Source organism: Streptomyces sp. NPDC058665, from assembly GCF_042714995.1.
Classification (GTDB): domain Bacteria; phylum Actinomycetota; class Actinomycetes; order Streptomycetales; family Streptomycetaceae; genus Streptomyces.
Genome location: NZ_JBHXRX010000038.1, coordinates 1 through 16,012 on the forward strand (window position 1 = coordinate 1; position 16,012 = coordinate 16,012).

The window sequence follows — 16,012 nt, forward strand, 5'->3', positions numbered from 1 at the left end:
GTCCTCGTACTGGGCGTACGTGGACTACTCCGACAACGCGGCGAGGTGCCGTGCCAGGCGTTCCGGGCCCGCGAAGATCCGCCGGACACGCCCTAAAGCCTGCTCAGCCGATCGGGAGCGCGGAGGCGAGTTCGCCGGGGGCGCCCGTGAGGGTGCCGCAGACGTCGGCCGTTCGGCGTGAGGCGTCGATGTGGTTCGCGAGGAACTCGGCGTCCCTGCCCACCGCCTCGAAGCGACCGGAGCCCCACGAGTACTGCCAGGGCAGGCCCAGGAAGTACAGGCCGGGCGTGCTGGTGACGCCGCGCCAGTGCATGGGGTAGCCGCGGCCGTCGAAGACGGGTATCTCGACCCACCGGTGGTCGCGGGTGAAGCCGGTCGACCAGATGACGGAGGTGATGCCGGAGGCCTTGAGGTCGAGTGTGGCCGGCTGCTCGGAGGGCTCCCACACCGGTATGTACCGGGGCTCGGCGGGGGCGTTGACCCTCCGCGCGGTGATGTGGGCGTCGATGCTGTCCTTGATGCCCTCGGCCACCGCGTCCGCCCGGTCCAGGTTGACCTTCAGGTCGTCGGCGAAGTCCAGCCGTGCACCGTCGATGCCGGTCAGCCGCCCGTACAGACGCATCCCGTCGCGGGCGAAGGCACGCAGGTCGATGTCACGGCCTCCGTCCCGCCCGGTCACGTAGTGGTTGACCCTCATCCGGACGGCGCCGGCGTCGTCGAACTCGTCGATGCCACGGGCGTAGTAGCCCATGTCGTCCAGCCAGGCGACGCAGTCCCGGCCACGGTAGAAGCGGGCCACCCGGGGCGCGCTGCCGACGGCCAGATGGACCTGCCGGCCGGCCAGATGCAGGTCCTCGGCGATCTGACAGCCGGACTGTCCCGTGCCGACCACCAGGACCGCCCCGTCGGGGAGCTGTTCCGGGTTCCGGTACCGGGAGGAGTGGATCTGCTCGGCACCGGCGGGCAGCCGCTCGGCCATCCGGGGGACGGACGGGGTGTGGTACGGCCCGGTGGCCACGACCACCTGGTCGGCTGTGAACTCCCCTTCGCTGGTGGCGAGTTCGAAGACACCATCGGCGCCCCGGCGCAGTCCGGTGACGGCGAGGCCTTCCACCAGCGGGGGCCGGGAGAAGGAGACGTACTCCTCCAGGTACCGGATGATCTCGTCGCGGACCATGAAGCCGTCGGGGTCGTCCCCCTGGTAGGGGTAACCGGGCAGTCTGCACTGCCAGTTGGGGGTCACCAGGGAGAACGAGTCCCAGCGGCGCTCGCGCCACTCGTGGCCTGCCCTGTCGCGCTCGACGACGATGTGCTCGATGCCGCGCTCGCGCAGGCAGTAGCTGACCGAGAGGCCGGCCTGACCGCCGCCGACGACCGCCACCGGGTAGTGGGCCCCGGCGACCGGCCGCGGGGCACTCACCGTGTGCTCCCGTCGGCGTTGTACAGGGCTTCGACCGTCACCTTGGCTCCGCCGACGGAGGCGTACGCGCCCGCGGTCTCCTCGATGAGCGCCAGTTGTCCGGACGCCCTCGTGCACGCGAACCCGTACTGCTCGCGCACCCGGTCGCTTGCGATACGCAGCGCCGTACGGCTCCGCTCCACGAAGTCGTCGAGTTCGTACACGCCGCCAATGGCAAGGTAGTCCTCGATTACTGTGGAAGGTGAGTAGCAGCGCTGGGTCTCTCCGCCGGGCCAGCGCACATGGAAATACAGCTCAGGCATGAAGTCCTCCATGCGGGGCGCCGAGGTCTTGACACCTCGCCGCTGCTTGTGAAGACCATTTCAGCCAGCGGGAATTACCGAACGAGGTCATCCGGAATAAAGCGGAGTTACGGAGTCCTCACGGGAGTGGTGCCCGGCCTGGAGGTCTGCCGCGGAACCGGTGGATCACTTCATCGAGATCGAGGTGTCCTGGTATTCGTTGGTGACGAGGGCATCGGCGGTGAGACCACTCTGGACCGTGATGTTCTGCTTCTTGGCAACCGGTGCCATGTCGCTGATGAGTTGGGTGACGCGGTCGGCGTCGAAGCTGCCCACCACACCGTCGGTGCCGGCGGCCAGGATGCCGTTGTCCTTCATGAAGGTGACCGAGTAGGCGTTCTGAGCGGGTGTCAGTGTCGTCGGGCTCTTGGCGTCGGTCGCGTACTTCTCCATGGTCGCGTTCATCGGATCCGGATTCGTCGTGTAGCTGACAACGGCCTTCTGGATCATGGGTACGAGCGCCTTCAGACAGGAGCCGTACTTCGTCCTGTTCGCCGGTGTGACGGACAGGGAGTTCTCGTAGGTCGTGTAACCGCCGTCGGCGAGCGGGAGACTGCTGAGTGTCTTGCCCCACTGCTTGAGGTGCTCGAACCGGTACGTCGTGGCATCGGCGTAGTCGATGAGCATGTCCTTGCCGCCCGCGGTGATGAAGCGTCCCGGCGAGCCGTCGTAGCTGTAGTCGAGCTGGCCGGACTTGAGGCTGCCGTTCGCGACCAGGAGGTTGCTGGAGGCGTCCTCGCCGGCCTTGAGCACGGTGGCGCCGGTTTTGGCCACGTCCGCGATGGACTTCACGTCGGGGTACGTCGCGGGGTCGTAGATGATTGCCTTGGGGCTCTTCTGCAGGGTGGCGACGACCGCGATCACGGGCTGTTCGGCCGAGACCTCGATGGCATCGTCCGTACTGACCTCGCCGAGCAGGATCGAGGAGTCCTGGTACATACGCGCCATGACGGACTGGTTGCCGAGGAAGGGGCCGCCGGCCAGTACCGAGACGGTCACGCCGCCGACCTCGCCGCTGTAGGTGCCCTGACTGGTGTCGACCGTCCCGTTCGGTCCGACGAGCTGATAGAGCGGGCCCTTGGACGGCTGCGGGTACCAGCTCGACTGGATCTTCACGGTGCTCGGGCAGATGCCGGTCAGCGGTCCGCTGCCGGTGGCCGCGGTGCTCGCGGGAGCGCTCGTGTCGCTTTCGCAGGCGGCGAGCAGCATGATTCCCGCCGAGGCGACCGCGAGAGGCGTGGATCGCCGGAGTCTGTGGGCGGTGCGGGCAGTGGTGTGCATGTTCTCTCCAGTGTGGCGAGGGGGAGCGGTGTGGTTGGTCAGTCGTCCGAGCGGGTCGCGGTCGACGTCTCCCACCGGCCGATGGTGAGCCTGCGGACGAGTCCGACCGCCCAGAACACCGCGAGACCGAAGGTGCAGGTGACGATCAGCGCCGCGTAAAGCCGTTCGGACTGCAGGTTGGCCGAATAGTTCTGCAGGAGGCCGCCGATACCGGGCTGCCCCTGCCGGATGAAGAAGTCGGTGACGATGGAGGCGATCACCGACAGTCCCGCCGAGATCCGCAGCCCGGTGAAGATCGCCGGCCGGGCGGCGGGGAGCCGCAGGCGGACGAGCCGGACCAGACGCGACCGGTTGTGCAGTCGCACCAGGTCGTGCAGGGCGGCGTCACCGGACTGCAGTCCGAACAGCGCGTTGGTGGTGATGGGGAAGAGCGAGACCAGCGTCGCCACGATGATCCGGCTCTGCTCGTTGAATCCGAACCAGAAGCCGATCAGCGGCACGAGCGCCAGGAACGGGATGGTCTGGAGCGCGACGGCGAACGGGTAGAACGACCGCTCGATCCAGCGGGCCTCGCTCATCGCGATGGCGAAGACCAGGCCGATGACGGTGGAGAGCGCGAAGGCGACGAGCGCGACGGTGCCGCTCGACAGGAGCCCCTGGAGGATTTCCCTGAGGTTGATCCAGTCGAGGAAGCCGACCTTCACGACCTCGTGCGGTGGGGGAAGGATGAAGCGCTGTGACCGGCTGAGGCCGAAGTACGCCAGCAGGTACCAGATTCCGATGGCGGCCGCGCCCACCAGGGCGGGTGGCCCGGTGACGACGAGGACGTTGCCGGCGCGGGTCCGGCGTCGCTTGGTGGAGGGAAGAATGACCTGGGGTTTCTTCAGGATGCCGGCGGCGGACTCGGCGGGGGGTGTCGCCGGGACTCGGGAGGTGGCGGTCATGCGCTCGCTCCTCGCAGGCACTCGGAGACCTCGTGGGCGATGGCGCCGAACTCCTCGCTGTAGCGCAGGTGTGGAGACCTGGGATAGTCGAAAGGGACGTCGAACTCGCCGATCACGCGTCCGGGGCGGGGCGCCATCACGACGACCCGCGACGAGAGGTATACGGCCTCGGCGATGGAGTGGGTCACGAAGACGGCCGTGAACCGCCGTTGCGTGTACAGCTTCAGCACCTCGTCGTTGAGCCGCTCGCGGGTGATCGCGTCGAGCGCGCCGAACGGCTCGTCGAACAGGAACGGGTTGGGGTTCAGCGTGAGCGAGCGGGCCAGCGAGACGCGCATCCTCATGCCACCGGACAGCGTCTTGGGGAAGTTGCCCTCGAACCCGCCGAGGCCGACCAGGTCGATGGCCTCCTGCGCGAGAAGGCGCCGACGGGCCTTTGGCAGACCCTCCAACTGGGCGAGCAGCTCGACGTTGCGGGCGACCGTCCGCCATGGCATGAGCGTGGCGTCCTGGAAGATGTAGCCGAGCGAGTCGAACCGGGTCTCGACGCGGCCCTCGCTGATCGGGCTGAGGCCGGCGGCGATCCGCAGGAGGGTCGACTTGCCGCAGCCTGACGGTCCGACGAGCGAGACGAACTCTCCGGGTCTGATGGAGAGGTCGAGGTCGCTCAGGGCCACGGTGCCGTCGGCGAACCGCTTCGTGAGTCCTGAGAACTTCACGATCGGCCCGGGGGACTTGTCGGGCGAGGCCGGAGTCCCGCCGGCCCGGTGCTGTCCCACCGGTCCCCGCCCGTCTTCTGTCGTGTCCATCGGCAGGATGTTCGTCATATGTCGTCTCCGCCTCTGCTGGTACGCAACCTAGGTCCCCGCTTTGTCTGATGAATTTTGTATCCCAACCCCGGGGGAGGGTTTCTGCGGCGTAAATCTGCGGTAACTGCTGAATCTTCGGTAACTGCTGTAGGAGCGGCGCGCGGCGCCCGGTCCGGCGGGGTTTCAGGATTCCGTCGGCGGTCGGAACGCGAACAGGACGCCGTCGTCGGACCACGGTCGGCCGGCGCCGTCGAAGCGGTGCACGGCCACCAGCCAAGAGCGGTCGGCCGCCCGGACCAGCGACACGAGGGTGAATTCGGCGGCGGCGAAGGCGGTCAGGACATCGTCGGCGTCGCCGAGGGAGCCGCCGTACGTCGTCCAGATCACCGACCCGGCGGGCGCGACGAGTTCGTTGAGGCGGCTGATCGTGTGCCGGGCGGCGTTGCGGTCGATGTTCGCGAAGACCCCGCACATCAGGAGCAGTTCGGCCGGGACGTGACCGGCGTACGACGCCGCCGCGCCGGCGTCCGCCACGACGACGTCGACCGAGGTGAGAGCGGTGCTGCCGAGCGCTCCGTGCAGGAACGAGGCGTTCAGCGGCTCGAGTTCGATCAACAGCGCATCGATGTCGGGACCGCGGGGATGGCTGATGAGGACGGGCAGGAGGTCCCGCGCCTGCCCGGCGCAGGCGCTCACCGCCGTGAGACGCCCCGGTGGCGCGGTGTCCAGAGCGGCGGAGATCGCTTCCTGCACCTGTTCGAGACGGTCGGTTTCGGGCGTGCGGAGCTGATCGTACGGTGCGTGCCACGCGTACCAGTCGTAGTTGGTGGGCGGCATGGGGTTCAGGTCCGTTCTGTGCCGAGCCCGAGGCGCTGCAGCCCGTCGTGGGCCGTCCCGGGGATCACGAACGCGAGCTGCCGCGTGTTGAGCGAGGCCATCGCGGCGATCTGCTTTGTCGCGGCGTGTTCCTTCTCGAAGTCGGCCATCGAGGCGAATGAGGCCTCCAGGACCAGGTGGTGCAGTCCGCCGAAGGCCGGTGCCCAGATCGCGTACGGCGTCAGCCCGGCCGCGACCAGCAGCGTGTTCTTCTCCTCCTGCAGCCGGGTGAAGGCGGGCAGGGTGCCGAACGCGAGGTTGCGCAGGATCTGGTGGCGGTAGGTCATCGTCGTCATGGTCCGGTCCCTTTCAGGGAGTTCGGGAGAAGGGTCAAGGCGTCTCCAGGTGGGGCACGGCGACCCAGCCCTGGTCGAACGGCGTGGTGAAGAAGTTGCGGACGCGCATGTGGGCGATGAGCCATCGTCCGTCCACCCGGGCGAAGTCGTTGTCGTAGGAACCGGCGATCCAGAGCGGCTGGTTCCCGCGGTAGGTGCAGGCCTGGAAGTACATGAACCGTCCGCGGGCCGTGTCGCCGGACACCTCCACCGCGGGGTTGGTGACGAAGTGTGCCGAGAACGGCATGCGTTCGGCATTGCGGTCGAACTTGGTGACGAGCGCCGGCCGCCCGGCGGCGGCCCATCCCGGGTTCCCGTGCGGTCCGACGCTCTGCCAGCGCCCGTCCTCGGTGAACAGCGCGGCGACCTTGGCTCCTTTGTCCTGGTCGGCGTCGGTGGCCGCCATGTAACCGACCATGAGGGCGTTGATCTCGGCGCGGGATTCGAGCAGGTCGAGCCGGGCGAGGACGGCGGACAGATCGGGCGGGGTGGCGATGTCGGTCACAGCGTGTCCAGTGCCTTCTGATAACGCTCGACGAGCCAGGCGTTGAGCTGGGGGATGTTGGATTCCATCCAGGACAGGGGGCCGCGTGGGGCATACCTTGAGCGGAGTCCCTGCTGGAGGGCCGCGGTCGTCACGGCGTCCTGATGGATCGCGAGCGACTTGCGGTCCAGGAACTTCTCGTAGGCCTCGGCGAAGCCCGGCTCCTCGACGGCCTGCTTGGGATAGAGATTGACCCGGCGCAGGTCCATCGAGCCCGGCCCGTTCGGACGGATCATCGCCAGTTGCACGAAGGTCGGCTGGAGGATCGAGAAGAGCATGGGCGGGATCGAGGCGAACATGACCCGCTTGCGCTGTTCATCGGTCAGGCCGGGGATGATGGATGTGGTCCGCCTGCCGTCGGTGCTGGCGAGGCCGGCGTTCTCGTCGAGCAGATACGTGGGGTGCATGACCTGTCCGTCGCCGCGCTCGAAGTCGTAGAAGCGCGCGTTCTTGGCGGGAGCGGCCTCGTGCACGCCGCGGTGCACATAGCTCGTGTGGTACGGCTCCAGAGCGTTGTCGTGGTGGATCTTCCAGTTCCATTTCTGGTCCTCGAAGACGGAGGCCGGCATCGGGACCAGCTCTTCAAGACCGAACGTCGACAGCTCCTCGTCCATCCGTGCGACGGCCGGGGCCAGGGGGGCGGCGTCGTCGTCGAAGTTGATGAACACCAGGCCGTGGAAGATCTCGTGGCGGATCTGGGGGAGGCGGATCGTCTCGCGCAGGCGCTTGACGGGCACCGTCTCGGTCATGGACGGAGCCGCCGCCAGCCGGCCGTCGAGGTCGAAGGCCCAGTTGTGGTACGGGCACTTGATGACCCGGCCGGAAACGCAAGGGTCCGCGGCGCTGCGGCCTTCGCCGGCGAGTCCGCCGAACAGTGGCTGGCCGCGGTGCCGGCACACCGCCGACATCACCCGGATGTGGCCGCCGAGGTCGCGCAGCATGACGATCGGCTCGTCGAGAATCGTCAGCGGCAGTTGGTCGCCGGGCTCGGGAACCTCGTTGACGTGACCGGCACACAGCCACTCCCGGTGGAAGATGGCTTCCTTCTCGAACTCCCAGAAGTCCCAGCTCGTGTAGACGGCAGGGGGCAGGAGCCGTGCGGTGGCGACCGGATCGGTGGTGCCGCCGACGTCGGCCAGCACAGCCCGGGCCGCAGCCAGGGCGCGTTCACTGATCGGAGGTGTCGTGCTCATATGTCTCCTCGTCGCTGCCGAACTGGGGCCGACGTATCTTGTATCCAAAATAGTGGGCAGGGATTTCCTCGCTGCGAACCCGCGTCACGAGGGCGGAGCCAATTCGCGGCCCGGTGACCGCTTCCCGGGCCCCGCCGGTGGGAGATCCCGTGAGCCTGCCGGGGTCTGGCAGCTGGCAAGCTTCTCCAGGGCGTCGATGACCGACCATGCGGTGATCTCCGATGTCCGTCCGCCCGAGCCGGGGGACACCGCGTTCTCGATGGCGAAGTCGTAGCGGCCGACGGGTGAGGACAGCTCGATCCGGTGCCGGGTGCGGGTCGCGTCCGGATCGGCGACGACAACGACTTCCACCGCGTCGAGGCCGGCCGTCGCGAGCGCCAGGGCGACGGAGGAGTTGGAGGTACGGGGATGGGCGAGGGCCGCCTCGCGCGCGGAGCCACGGAAGATCACATCGGGCCGGGTCGGGGTGACGTTCATGCCGAGTGCCGCCGGACCCTTGGTGGTGGTGTGACGCACGAAAACCCTGTCCACCGCACGGCCCGCCGCGCGGTACGCCGCACCGAGGATGTCGAGACCGCCGATCGCCCCGGCCGGCACCATGACACCTGAGCCGAGCACAGTGCCGCGCCGCCGCAGATCGAACTCGACGCGACGATCGGCGAGGACACCGCAGGAGCAGAGCACGACCCGCCGTCCGGCGTCGAGCGCGCGGGGGAGCAGCGCGCGTGCCGCCTCGGCGGTGCTGGCCTCGACCAGGAGGTCGGCCGCCCGCAGAGCCCGGCCGATCACGGTGGCGCCGCTCGACGAGTCGAGCACAGCCACGAGTTCGCAGCCCGCGACCCGGCCGGCGCTGAGCTCGGCTGCGACACGTGCGCCGATCGTGCCCTTGCCGGCGACGGCGATCCGCCACGTCATGACGCGACCGCCGTCGCGTCCCACCGTGGATCGGCGGCTGCCGAAACGAGGTCCGCACCGAGCCGGACCAGGGTGTGGGCCGACCGGGCGCCGAGCGGCGGGAGCCCGGCTCCTTCGCGCAGGACACCGCGCTCGGAGATCTCCCACTTCGGCGCCGTCACGGCGTCGCCCAGCCGCGCCGGGCCGTCGAGCAGGTCGGGGTGGGTCAGCCGATCGATGACCTGGACATTCCAGGGGACCTGCTGAGCGCCACCGGGCGTGGCCCCGAGGACCCACGACCGCGCCGCGTCCTTCAAGGCCCAGGCGTGGAGCGTCGTGAGGGGCCGCCGCCCCGGGCGGGGTGCGTTGGGATGGCCCGGCTCGAAGGTGAAACCCCGTCCAGCGCGATTGGCCAGGACGAGGTCGTCGCCAGGAAGGACCAAACCGCTGCCGTACCGCGGGAACGAGTTGGAGTGGACGATCACCACGGCGTTGCCGTCCGCGTCGGCGGCCGACACGGTCGAGGTCCCCTCGGCCACCAGCGCTGGGTGGAGCCGGCCCCGGGCCAGGACGGCGAGAGCCTGCGTCACCGCGTCCGGCGAGGTGGGAGCACCGCGATCGATGCGGTGCTCGCGGTCGAACGTCCGGGTGAGGGCGATCCCGTAGCTCGGGCCGTTGGTCGCCCAGATGCGGCCACGCTCCGACTCCACGCTGTGCGCGCGCTCCTCGATCACCTCGGCGGCGCCGAGGTCGTCGAGGTCCAGGACGCCCCCGTGCTCCTGTACGTAGTCGACCAGGCGTCGGCCGAGCCCGCCGGCGAAGAGGTCCGGCCCGTCGCGGACGAACCGATCCAGCACCCCCGCGAGACCGGGCATCCGTACGGCCTCGCCCTCGGCGAGGGGTCCCGCGGCCGGGAAGTACCGGCCGCCGCCGGGCTGGTAGCGCGTCAGCGTCGGGAGCGACTCCCGGGTCAGCAGCACGTTCAGCCGCGACCAGGGGACGCCCCGGCGCGCCAGCGCGATCGCGGGCGAGGCGAGGCGCTCCCGAGTCATCCTGCCGAGCGCCCCCAGGTGGGCGTATCCCGCCGGCGCGCCGGGAACACCGACCGACAGCGGGCCGGTCACGGGGACCTGCCAGCCGCGGGCCGCCGCGGCGGCGTACAGGCCGGCCGGCGCGCCGCCCAGCGCGATGACGGAGACCGGCTCCTCACGGTCCGCGGTTACGTACAACGCCACGAGGTCGCCGGCGAGGCCGCACTTGGACGGCATCACGACGGTCTCGGCGAGGGCGGCCGCGAGGGCGGCGTCAAAGGCGTTGCCGCCGTCCAGCAGGGCAGCGAGCCCGATGCCGCCGGCCATCGGTGAGCCCGCGGCCACCGCGCCGAGCGTCCCGGAAGCCACCGCGCGTCGCGCCATCGTCCGCAGGCTCATGTGTCCAGCCGGCTGGGAGCGTAATGGCGCAGTTCGATCGTGTTGCCGTCGGGATCGTCGACGTACACGAGATCGCCGGGTCCGCGCGCTCCCCAGCGGCGGAACGGGCCCTCGATGGTCTCGAAGACACCGGAGTCCCGCAGAGCGACGAAATCGGTCGCCTCCACCTCGATGGCGAAGTGGGAGACGTTCGTGCCGGTGGCCTCGGCGCGCGCGTCGAGGTCGATGATCGTGCCCGGACACACCTCGACCGAGGGGAAAGGCACCGTTCCGGCGCGGAACTCGTCAAGCCGGTGCACCAGGAAGCCGAACTTCTCGACGTACCAGGCCACGGAGGCTTCGGGATCTTTCACGCGCAGCACGATGTGGTCCAGCCGTTTCGCGGACACGGCGGCGCCCTCGCGGGCGGGGATGGAGGAATAAGCAATCGCCATGGATATTTTGTATCCAAAAGCCATCACGAATGGTGGCGGCTTGTGTAAAACCCGTGTGTCCAGGCGGCTGCGTCGGCCTCGGGCTCGCAACGCACGGATGCCCGGAGAAATCTTCCTCCGGGCATCCGCGGGCGACCTGGCGTCGGTCAGCCTTGAACCGCTTCGACGGGCTGGGGTCCGCCCTGGTTCGTGTGGCGCTGCTGGAGGTGGCGACGCATCAACAGCACCGCGAGTTCGGCGTCCCGGGCGAGTGCCGCTTGGATGATCGCCGCATGCTCGTCCCATGACTGGTTGACCGCCGCACTCTTGCCTCCCACCAGGTGATGCGCCTGGTTGCGCACCGAGCGCAGCGTGTCGGCCAGGAATCGTGAGCCGCCACCGGACGCGAGCAGCTCGTGGAACTGGTCGTTCAGCGCGTTGAGTTTGTCGTGATCGGCGGCTGCCGCCGCGGAGTGCCCCTCCTCGAGCGCCGCGCGCAGGGCGGCCAGCGTCGCCTCGTCGGCACGTTCCACCGTGTGCTGGACCGCGATCAACTCAAGCGCCAGACGGATCTCCCGGACGATGCGCAACTCGTCCCTGTCGAGTTGGACGACACGTACTCCACGGCGCGGAAGCGCTTCGAGCAGGCCCTCTGTCTCCAGCCGGCGGAACGCCTCGCGCACGGGGTGCCGAGAGACCCCGAGGCGCTCGGAGATCGTGGCCTCGCTCAGACGCTCGCCAGGGCGCAGGTGGCCGTCGAGGATGAGCCGGCGCATCTCATCGGTCGTCTCGTCACGGAGGGAACGATGACGAGATCCCACGGATGACATAGCTGACTCCTCGGCACACGGGGCTTTGAATACAAGATACAAGCGAGGTTACCGTGTCCGGGCCGCCGACGGGGTGAGCTGACGGGGAGTCAGATGGGAATCATGAGAGGAACATCGACCATGGCCGCCCCCAGGAAGTACCCGTTGGAGTTGCGCGAGCGTGCGGTGCGGATGTACCGCGCCTCCGGAGGCCTGCGCGGCTGGATCCGGCAGGCCGGCCGAGGCGGACGCCGGCGAGCGCGACGACCGCCCCGCCACCGATGAACGCGCCGAACCCGCCGCCCTGCGCGTCAATGCGCACGTGCAGATCCGAGGACCACTGCACGGACGCCCTCGCGGAAGCCATCAAGGCCAAACGGGACGGGCACGCACTTCCCGAGGCCCCGGAGCCGGAAACACCCTCGGGGCAGGTCGTTGATCTGATGCCCGCGCCGGAGGCATCCGTGAAGAAGGCTGGGGCCTCCCGCGGCGAAGCCTGACGTCCCACGGACATGGCTGATGGCGGTGGTTATGCCCTTCCCGCTGGAGAGGGGAAACGAGTTATCGGGTGTTCCCGGAGCGGTCCGCCGGGGCCGGGCCGGGTGTGCGCCCGACGACCAACTTGCCGCGCAGCAGGATTCCGCCTGTCTCCGGTTGCGATCGGACCGACCACCAGCGTGTAACTAGTTTCACCATATCGTCAGCGGTTCAGCAAGGTCGTGCCAATTCGGGAGTCTTCGATGCTGCTCTGGGGCTCACCGTGGAGCGTGGTCGCGCCAACGCGGCAGGCCATGGGGTCCGAACTTCCGAACCTCGGCGTTCGGGCCTCATTTCGAGGTCTCGGCGCAAGCTTACGAAGGTAACGCCCGGATAACGTTTCGAAGCTCGATGAAACTAGTTACAGTCAAGTCTTGACGCCGTGGGTCCCAGCGTCGACATGATGAACAGCATGCGACGACAGCCGACGCCCGCGGCTGAGCCCACGGGTGACCAAAATTCGACCATGCGTGCCGAGCTCCTGCTGGCAGTACCTGACCTGACCGTCGAGATCTCGACACAGCACGGCTCTGCGACAGCGGCGGAGCCATGATCTCCATCAGCCGCGACCGCAATCTGGTGGGCAGCCTGGCCGACCGCATCCCTGTCATGCACGGAGGTGGTCGTGTTATCGAAAAGGGCCTGCTGGCGTCGACGCCAGAACTGTTGAGCCCGCGCGTCGCACGGTTCGCCGGCGTCGACGAGGGCACCGCTGACGCAACGCGCGCGGAGGTCTTCGGAGCTCCCGGGGGAGCAGGCGACCTGGAGAAGCTTGCCGCGGCCCGCGTCCACGCCAGACACGGACAGGCACGTCACCGAAATCCTCCTTGATGTGCAGGACCTCAGCGTGAGATTCGGCTCGGTGGGACGAATCGGCTGCGCAACCCCCGCCGTTGAGGCTGGGCAGCATGACCAAGCGCCAGCAGCCCCTGGTGGCAACTCAATGTTGGATCTCTACCTTCCCCGGCGCCGCGCTGCTGCTCATCCTCGTCCTCGTCGATCTCGTGGGTGAGCAGATCCACGACCGGCTTGATCCGCGCCTCAAGCGCTTCTGACCCACCTCGCGAAAGGAATTCCATGCTCATCCTCAACCATGGCCTCATCGTCAACGGGGACGGACGAACGGCTCCCTTCACCGGTTCGGTCGTCATCGAAGGCAGCCGCATCGCCGCCGTCGGTCCGGGCAACTACACCGGCGGCATCGACGACACGGTCATCGACCTCGAAGGTCGCCTTGTCATGCCAGGAGCCATCGACCCGCACACCCATGCCGTTGCCCCGGGCCCCCGATTTGCCAGCGGCACGCCCGGCGTCTCGCTGGAAGAGGTCCTGGGTAACCTGCGGCGGCACCTCAGCCAGGGCCACACAACGGTCGTCGACCTCGACGGCTTCAAGGTGCCCGAGGAGACGGCACTGGCACAGGGACGCCAGCCCGTACGCATCGAGGCCGGCACAGTGCACTTCGCCCCGATGTTCGCCGCCGCCGACGCCGCGGACGGCGCCGGACTGAACGACGTGCACCGCTCCATGACTGCACGAGAGATGGTCGATGCGGGCGCGGTCGTCATCGGTGAGGTCGGGGCCGGCATGACACTCGGTGGCGGCGGCCAGGACTACATGTACATTCCTGCCGCAGTCGAACAGACCACGGGCGTGAAGATCCTGCCGGCACAGGCAAAGGCCCTCAAGTACGCCGTGCTGGGCCGGCACATCCGCCTGGGCAATCCCGACCGGGAGAAGATCGCCGAGCTCCTCCAGCAGCAAGGCCTGACCGGTCTGATCACCGTCGACAAGCTGATCAAACTGATCGAGGAGTCGGTGCTTCCGAGCTTCCAGGTCGCGCTCGACGGGCTGGTGGCATCGGCCAACCTCGCGGTCGAACTCGGCGTCCCGACGCTGGTGCACAACTCGGCCCCGTCGGACGAGGCGGCCCGAGAGGCCGCGAGCATCGCCAAGGAACTCTTCATCGGCGGCCACACGAACCACGGAACGTTCAGCGCCGAAGAAGCGGTTGAGAACGCGCGCTGGATCAGGGAACAAGGCGGCTTCGTCGAGATCGACACCTTTGACGCGTGGGGACGAAAGGAACTGCACGCTACCCCCGAGCACCTGATCGCACTGATGCAGGAGGGCCTGGTCGACATCATGGCGACGGACTACGCCGCCGGACACTGGGACGGCATGTTCGAGATGGTCGACGCGGTCGCCCGCGTGGGCCTCGTGCCGCTGGAGCAAGCCGTAGCCATGGCCACGGGCAACGTCGGCAAGGCGTTGCCCCGGGTGGGCGCCGACCGCGGTCAGCTGAAGGCCGGCCAGCTCGCCGACGTCGTCGTATCGGCGGCCGCCAGTCCGGCCGACGTGCAGCTCGTCGTCATCGACGGAGAAGTCGCGCTCACCCGTGTCGACTTCGCGGTGCCGACGGTATCGGCGTGATCACCGACGGGGCAACACACCAACTGCTGGAGCGGTGCCAGGCGATTGCGGGCGCAGCGCTGCCCGAGGAGGTGCGACGACGCGCACGCCACTGCCTGCTCGACCACCTCACCTGCAGCCTCGTCGGCGCCCAACTGGACTACGTGCAGCCCAGCTTCACCGCCACAGCACCGCTCAGTGGACAACCCGAGACGACTACCGCAGACGGCCGCCGGCGCTCCGCGTTTACCACGGCCTATCTCAACGGCGAGTCCGCCAACGCACTCGACTACGACGACACCCTGTTGGGCCACCCCGGCGCCCCCATCATCGCCGCGGCCCTCGCGGTCGGTGAGCGGGCGGGTGCCACACTCGACGACCTCATCACGGCCATCGTCGTCGGCTACGAGACGCACTGGCTGCTCGCCCGCGCGGCATCGCCGTCGCGGGCCCGAGCAGGAAAGGTGCGCGGGGACGGGGTATTTGACGCCATCGCCGCCTCGTTCGCGGCGGCCGCAGTCACCGACGCATCAGCCCAACGGCTCGGCCGCGTCATGGGAGTTGCCGGAGCACAGTCCTGCGTCCCGTACGTCGCCAAGTGGTACGAGAGGCCGGTGCCCAGCGTGAAGAACAACGCGGGATGGAACGCAGCCGCAGCCGTCCTCGCGGTCGACCTGGCCGACTCCGGCGCAGTGGGCCTGCCCGACGTCCTCGACGGGCCGGCCGGGTTCTGGCTGATGGCAGGCAGCGACCGTTGGCGCTGGGACGACACGCTGGCGGAAACCGTGGAACCCGCGATCCTGCGGACCGGCTTCAAGCGATTCCCGGCATGCTGGCACACCCAGCAATATCTGGCCGTGCTCGCATCCCTACTGCGACACATCCCCGAGGGCCGCGCCATCAGGCACATACAGGTAGCTGGCCCACAAGACCTGCAGAAGTTCGCCGAGAAACGGATCACCGGGCCCGCCGACGTCGCGTTCAGCATCCCCACGCTGAGCGCCCTGCTCGCCAGCGGCGTCGAGCCCGGTCCGGCATGGGTGCACCCAGACACTCTCGCATCCACCACGTCGCTGACACAGCGCGTGATGGTGTCCCACACCCAGCAAAGGTCTGTCACCATAACCCTCGATGACGAGCAGTCACTGCGAGCCAATGTGCCCGAGGCGGACTTTGCTTACCCCCACCCGTTCGGCCTCACCGAACGTGAGGTACGGGACAAGTTCGACCGGCTCGTCTCACCGTTGCTCGGTGCAGACCCTGCATGGGCACTGCGGGAATCGGTGATCGACGCCGACGGTTCGCAGAAGCTTTCGGAGATAACCGCAGCCATGCGTCGATGAACAGCACGTCCGGACGGCTCACTGCCATCCAAGCCGGTCCCGGAACGACAGATATGCGTGCCGTTGGGGAGGGAGCCCCGGGGGGGGGGGCCCGGGGGGTTGGGGGGGGGCCCCCCCCCCAGGGGCGCGGGGGGGGGGGGCGGCTGGCCCGGGGGGCCGCCCGCCCCACCCCCACCCATCCGCGCCCCCCACCACACTTTCTTGGGCGGGGGGGGGGCGCCCGCCGCCCCCAAAACACTTGGGCGTTGGCCCCGGGCCCCCGACCAGATGGCTCCAGGGCGTGTCCGCGAAGTCCCGTCTGGCCCACAAGGCAGTCGCGGCAGCGGGCCGTGTCAGACGAACTACGGTCCCTGAACGAGCCGTTGCCGGCCGAGCAGGGACCGAAGTCGGTAGAGAGCCGGCCACGGGCCGGGCTGGCAGGCGTTGTGCGG

General features: G+C 68.8%; 17 protein-coding genes. 4 read left to right on the top strand and 13 right to left on the bottom strand.

Features of this window, described 5'->3' with window-relative positions; translation table 11 throughout:
* Positions 1–103: 103 nt before the first annotated feature.
* The 13 genes from ACFWV8_RS23945 to ACFWV8_RS24005 all read right to left on the bottom strand — a co-directional run bounded on the left by ACFWV8_RS23945 (position 104) and on the right by ACFWV8_RS24005 (position 11,310).
* Entirely contained in the window at positions 104–1,420 is a 1,317-nt protein-coding gene (locus ACFWV8_RS23945; RefSeq protein ID WP_384206379.1) for an MSMEG_0569 family flavin-dependent oxidoreductase, read from the bottom strand.
* Positions 1,417–1,722, bottom strand: a complete 306-nt coding sequence (locus tag ACFWV8_RS23950; RefSeq protein WP_384206385.1) for an MSMEG_0570 family nitrogen starvation response protein — start codon at positions 1,720–1,722, stop codon at positions 1,417–1,419. Before ACFWV8_RS23950 ends, ACFWV8_RS23945 begins: the two co-directional genes overlap by 4 nt.
* 165 nt (positions 1,723–1,887) lie before the next feature.
* On the bottom strand, positions 1,888–3,042 hold the full coding sequence (locus ACFWV8_RS23955) for a hypothetical protein (protein WP_384206389.1): 1,155 nt from the start codon (positions 3,040–3,042) through the stop codon (positions 1,888–1,890).
* Positions 3,043–3,080: 38 nt separating this feature from the next.
* Complete coding sequence (locus tag ACFWV8_RS23960) at positions 3,081–3,986, bottom strand: ABC transporter permease (protein ID WP_384206395.1); 906 nt, start codon at positions 3,984–3,986, stop codon at positions 3,081–3,083.
* The gene (locus ACFWV8_RS23965) at positions 3,983–4,795 is read right to left on the bottom strand and encodes an ABC transporter ATP-binding protein (protein WP_384206398.1); all 813 of its coding nucleotides are present in this window, start codon (positions 4,793–4,795) and stop codon (positions 3,983–3,985) included. Before ACFWV8_RS23965 ends, ACFWV8_RS23960 begins: the two co-directional genes overlap by 4 nt.
* Before the next feature lie 183 nt (positions 4,796–4,978).
* Complete coding sequence (locus ACFWV8_RS23970) at positions 4,979–5,632, bottom strand: SAM-dependent methyltransferase (RefSeq protein ID WP_384206404.1); 654 nt, start codon at positions 5,630–5,632, stop codon at positions 4,979–4,981.
* A gap of 5 nt (positions 5,633–5,637) precedes the next feature.
* Positions 5,638–5,967 carry a hypothetical protein gene (locus ACFWV8_RS23975; RefSeq protein ID WP_384206411.1) on the bottom strand — a complete coding sequence of 110 codons (330 nt, stop codon included), beginning with the start codon at positions 5,965–5,967 and terminating at the stop codon, positions 5,638–5,640.
* Positions 5,968–6,001: 34 nt separating this feature from the next.
* Entirely contained in the window at positions 6,002–6,511 is a 510-nt protein-coding gene (locus ACFWV8_RS23980) for a nuclear transport factor 2 family protein (protein WP_384206416.1), read from the bottom strand.
* The gene (locus ACFWV8_RS23985; protein ID WP_384206422.1) at positions 6,508–7,743 is read right to left on the bottom strand and encodes an aromatic ring-hydroxylating dioxygenase subunit alpha; all 1,236 of its coding nucleotides are present in this window, start codon (positions 7,741–7,743) and stop codon (positions 6,508–6,510) included. The genes ACFWV8_RS23980 and ACFWV8_RS23985 overlap by 4 nt, the downstream gene beginning before the upstream one ends.
* An 84-nt stretch (positions 7,744–7,827) precedes the next feature.
* Positions 7,828–8,658, bottom strand: coding sequence for an aspartate dehydrogenase domain-containing protein (locus ACFWV8_RS23990; RefSeq protein WP_384206429.1), 831 nt, complete (start codon positions 8,656–8,658; stop codon positions 7,828–7,830).
* On the bottom strand, positions 8,655–10,052 hold the full coding sequence (locus ACFWV8_RS23995; protein ID WP_384206433.1) for a gamma-glutamyltransferase: 1,398 nt from the start codon (positions 10,050–10,052) through the stop codon (positions 8,655–8,657). Before ACFWV8_RS23995 ends, ACFWV8_RS23990 begins: the two co-directional genes overlap by 4 nt.
* Before the next feature lie 11 nt (positions 10,053–10,063).
* Positions 10,064–10,501 (bottom strand): VOC family protein, encoded by a 438-nt coding sequence (locus ACFWV8_RS24000; RefSeq protein WP_384206439.1) that lies wholly within the window; start codon positions 10,499–10,501, stop codon positions 10,064–10,066.
* Between the two features lie 146 nt (positions 10,502–10,647).
* Positions 10,648–11,310, bottom strand: coding sequence for a GntR family transcriptional regulator (locus ACFWV8_RS24005; protein WP_384206444.1), 663 nt, complete (start codon positions 11,308–11,310; stop codon positions 10,648–10,650).
* Between the two features lie 1,065 nt (positions 11,311–12,375).
* Here ACFWV8_RS24005 and ACFWV8_RS24010 point away from each other — a divergent pair.
* The 4 genes from ACFWV8_RS24010 (at position 12,376) to ACFWV8_RS24025 (ending at position 15,581) form a co-directional block, all read left to right on the top strand.
* Positions 12,376–12,657 carry a hypothetical protein gene (locus tag ACFWV8_RS24010; protein ID WP_384206450.1) on the top strand — a complete coding sequence of 94 codons (282 nt, stop codon included), beginning with the start codon at positions 12,376–12,378 and terminating at the stop codon, positions 12,655–12,657.
* 77 nt (positions 12,658–12,734) lie between these two features.
* A complete protein-coding gene (locus ACFWV8_RS24015; RefSeq protein ID WP_384206455.1) occupies positions 12,735–12,881 on the top strand; it encodes a hypothetical protein in 147 nt (48 codons plus the stop codon).
* Positions 12,882–12,903: 22 nt separating this feature from the next.
* Positions 12,904–14,259 carry an amidohydrolase family protein gene (locus ACFWV8_RS24020; RefSeq protein ID WP_384206460.1) on the top strand — a complete coding sequence of 452 codons (1,356 nt, stop codon included), beginning with the start codon at positions 12,904–12,906 and terminating at the stop codon, positions 14,257–14,259.
* Positions 14,256–15,581 (top strand): MmgE/PrpD family protein, encoded by a 1,326-nt coding sequence (locus ACFWV8_RS24025; RefSeq protein ID WP_384206466.1) that lies wholly within the window; start codon positions 14,256–14,258, stop codon positions 15,579–15,581. The genes ACFWV8_RS24020 and ACFWV8_RS24025 overlap by 4 nt, the downstream gene beginning before the upstream one ends.
* Positions 15,582–16,012: the final 431 nt, after the last annotated feature.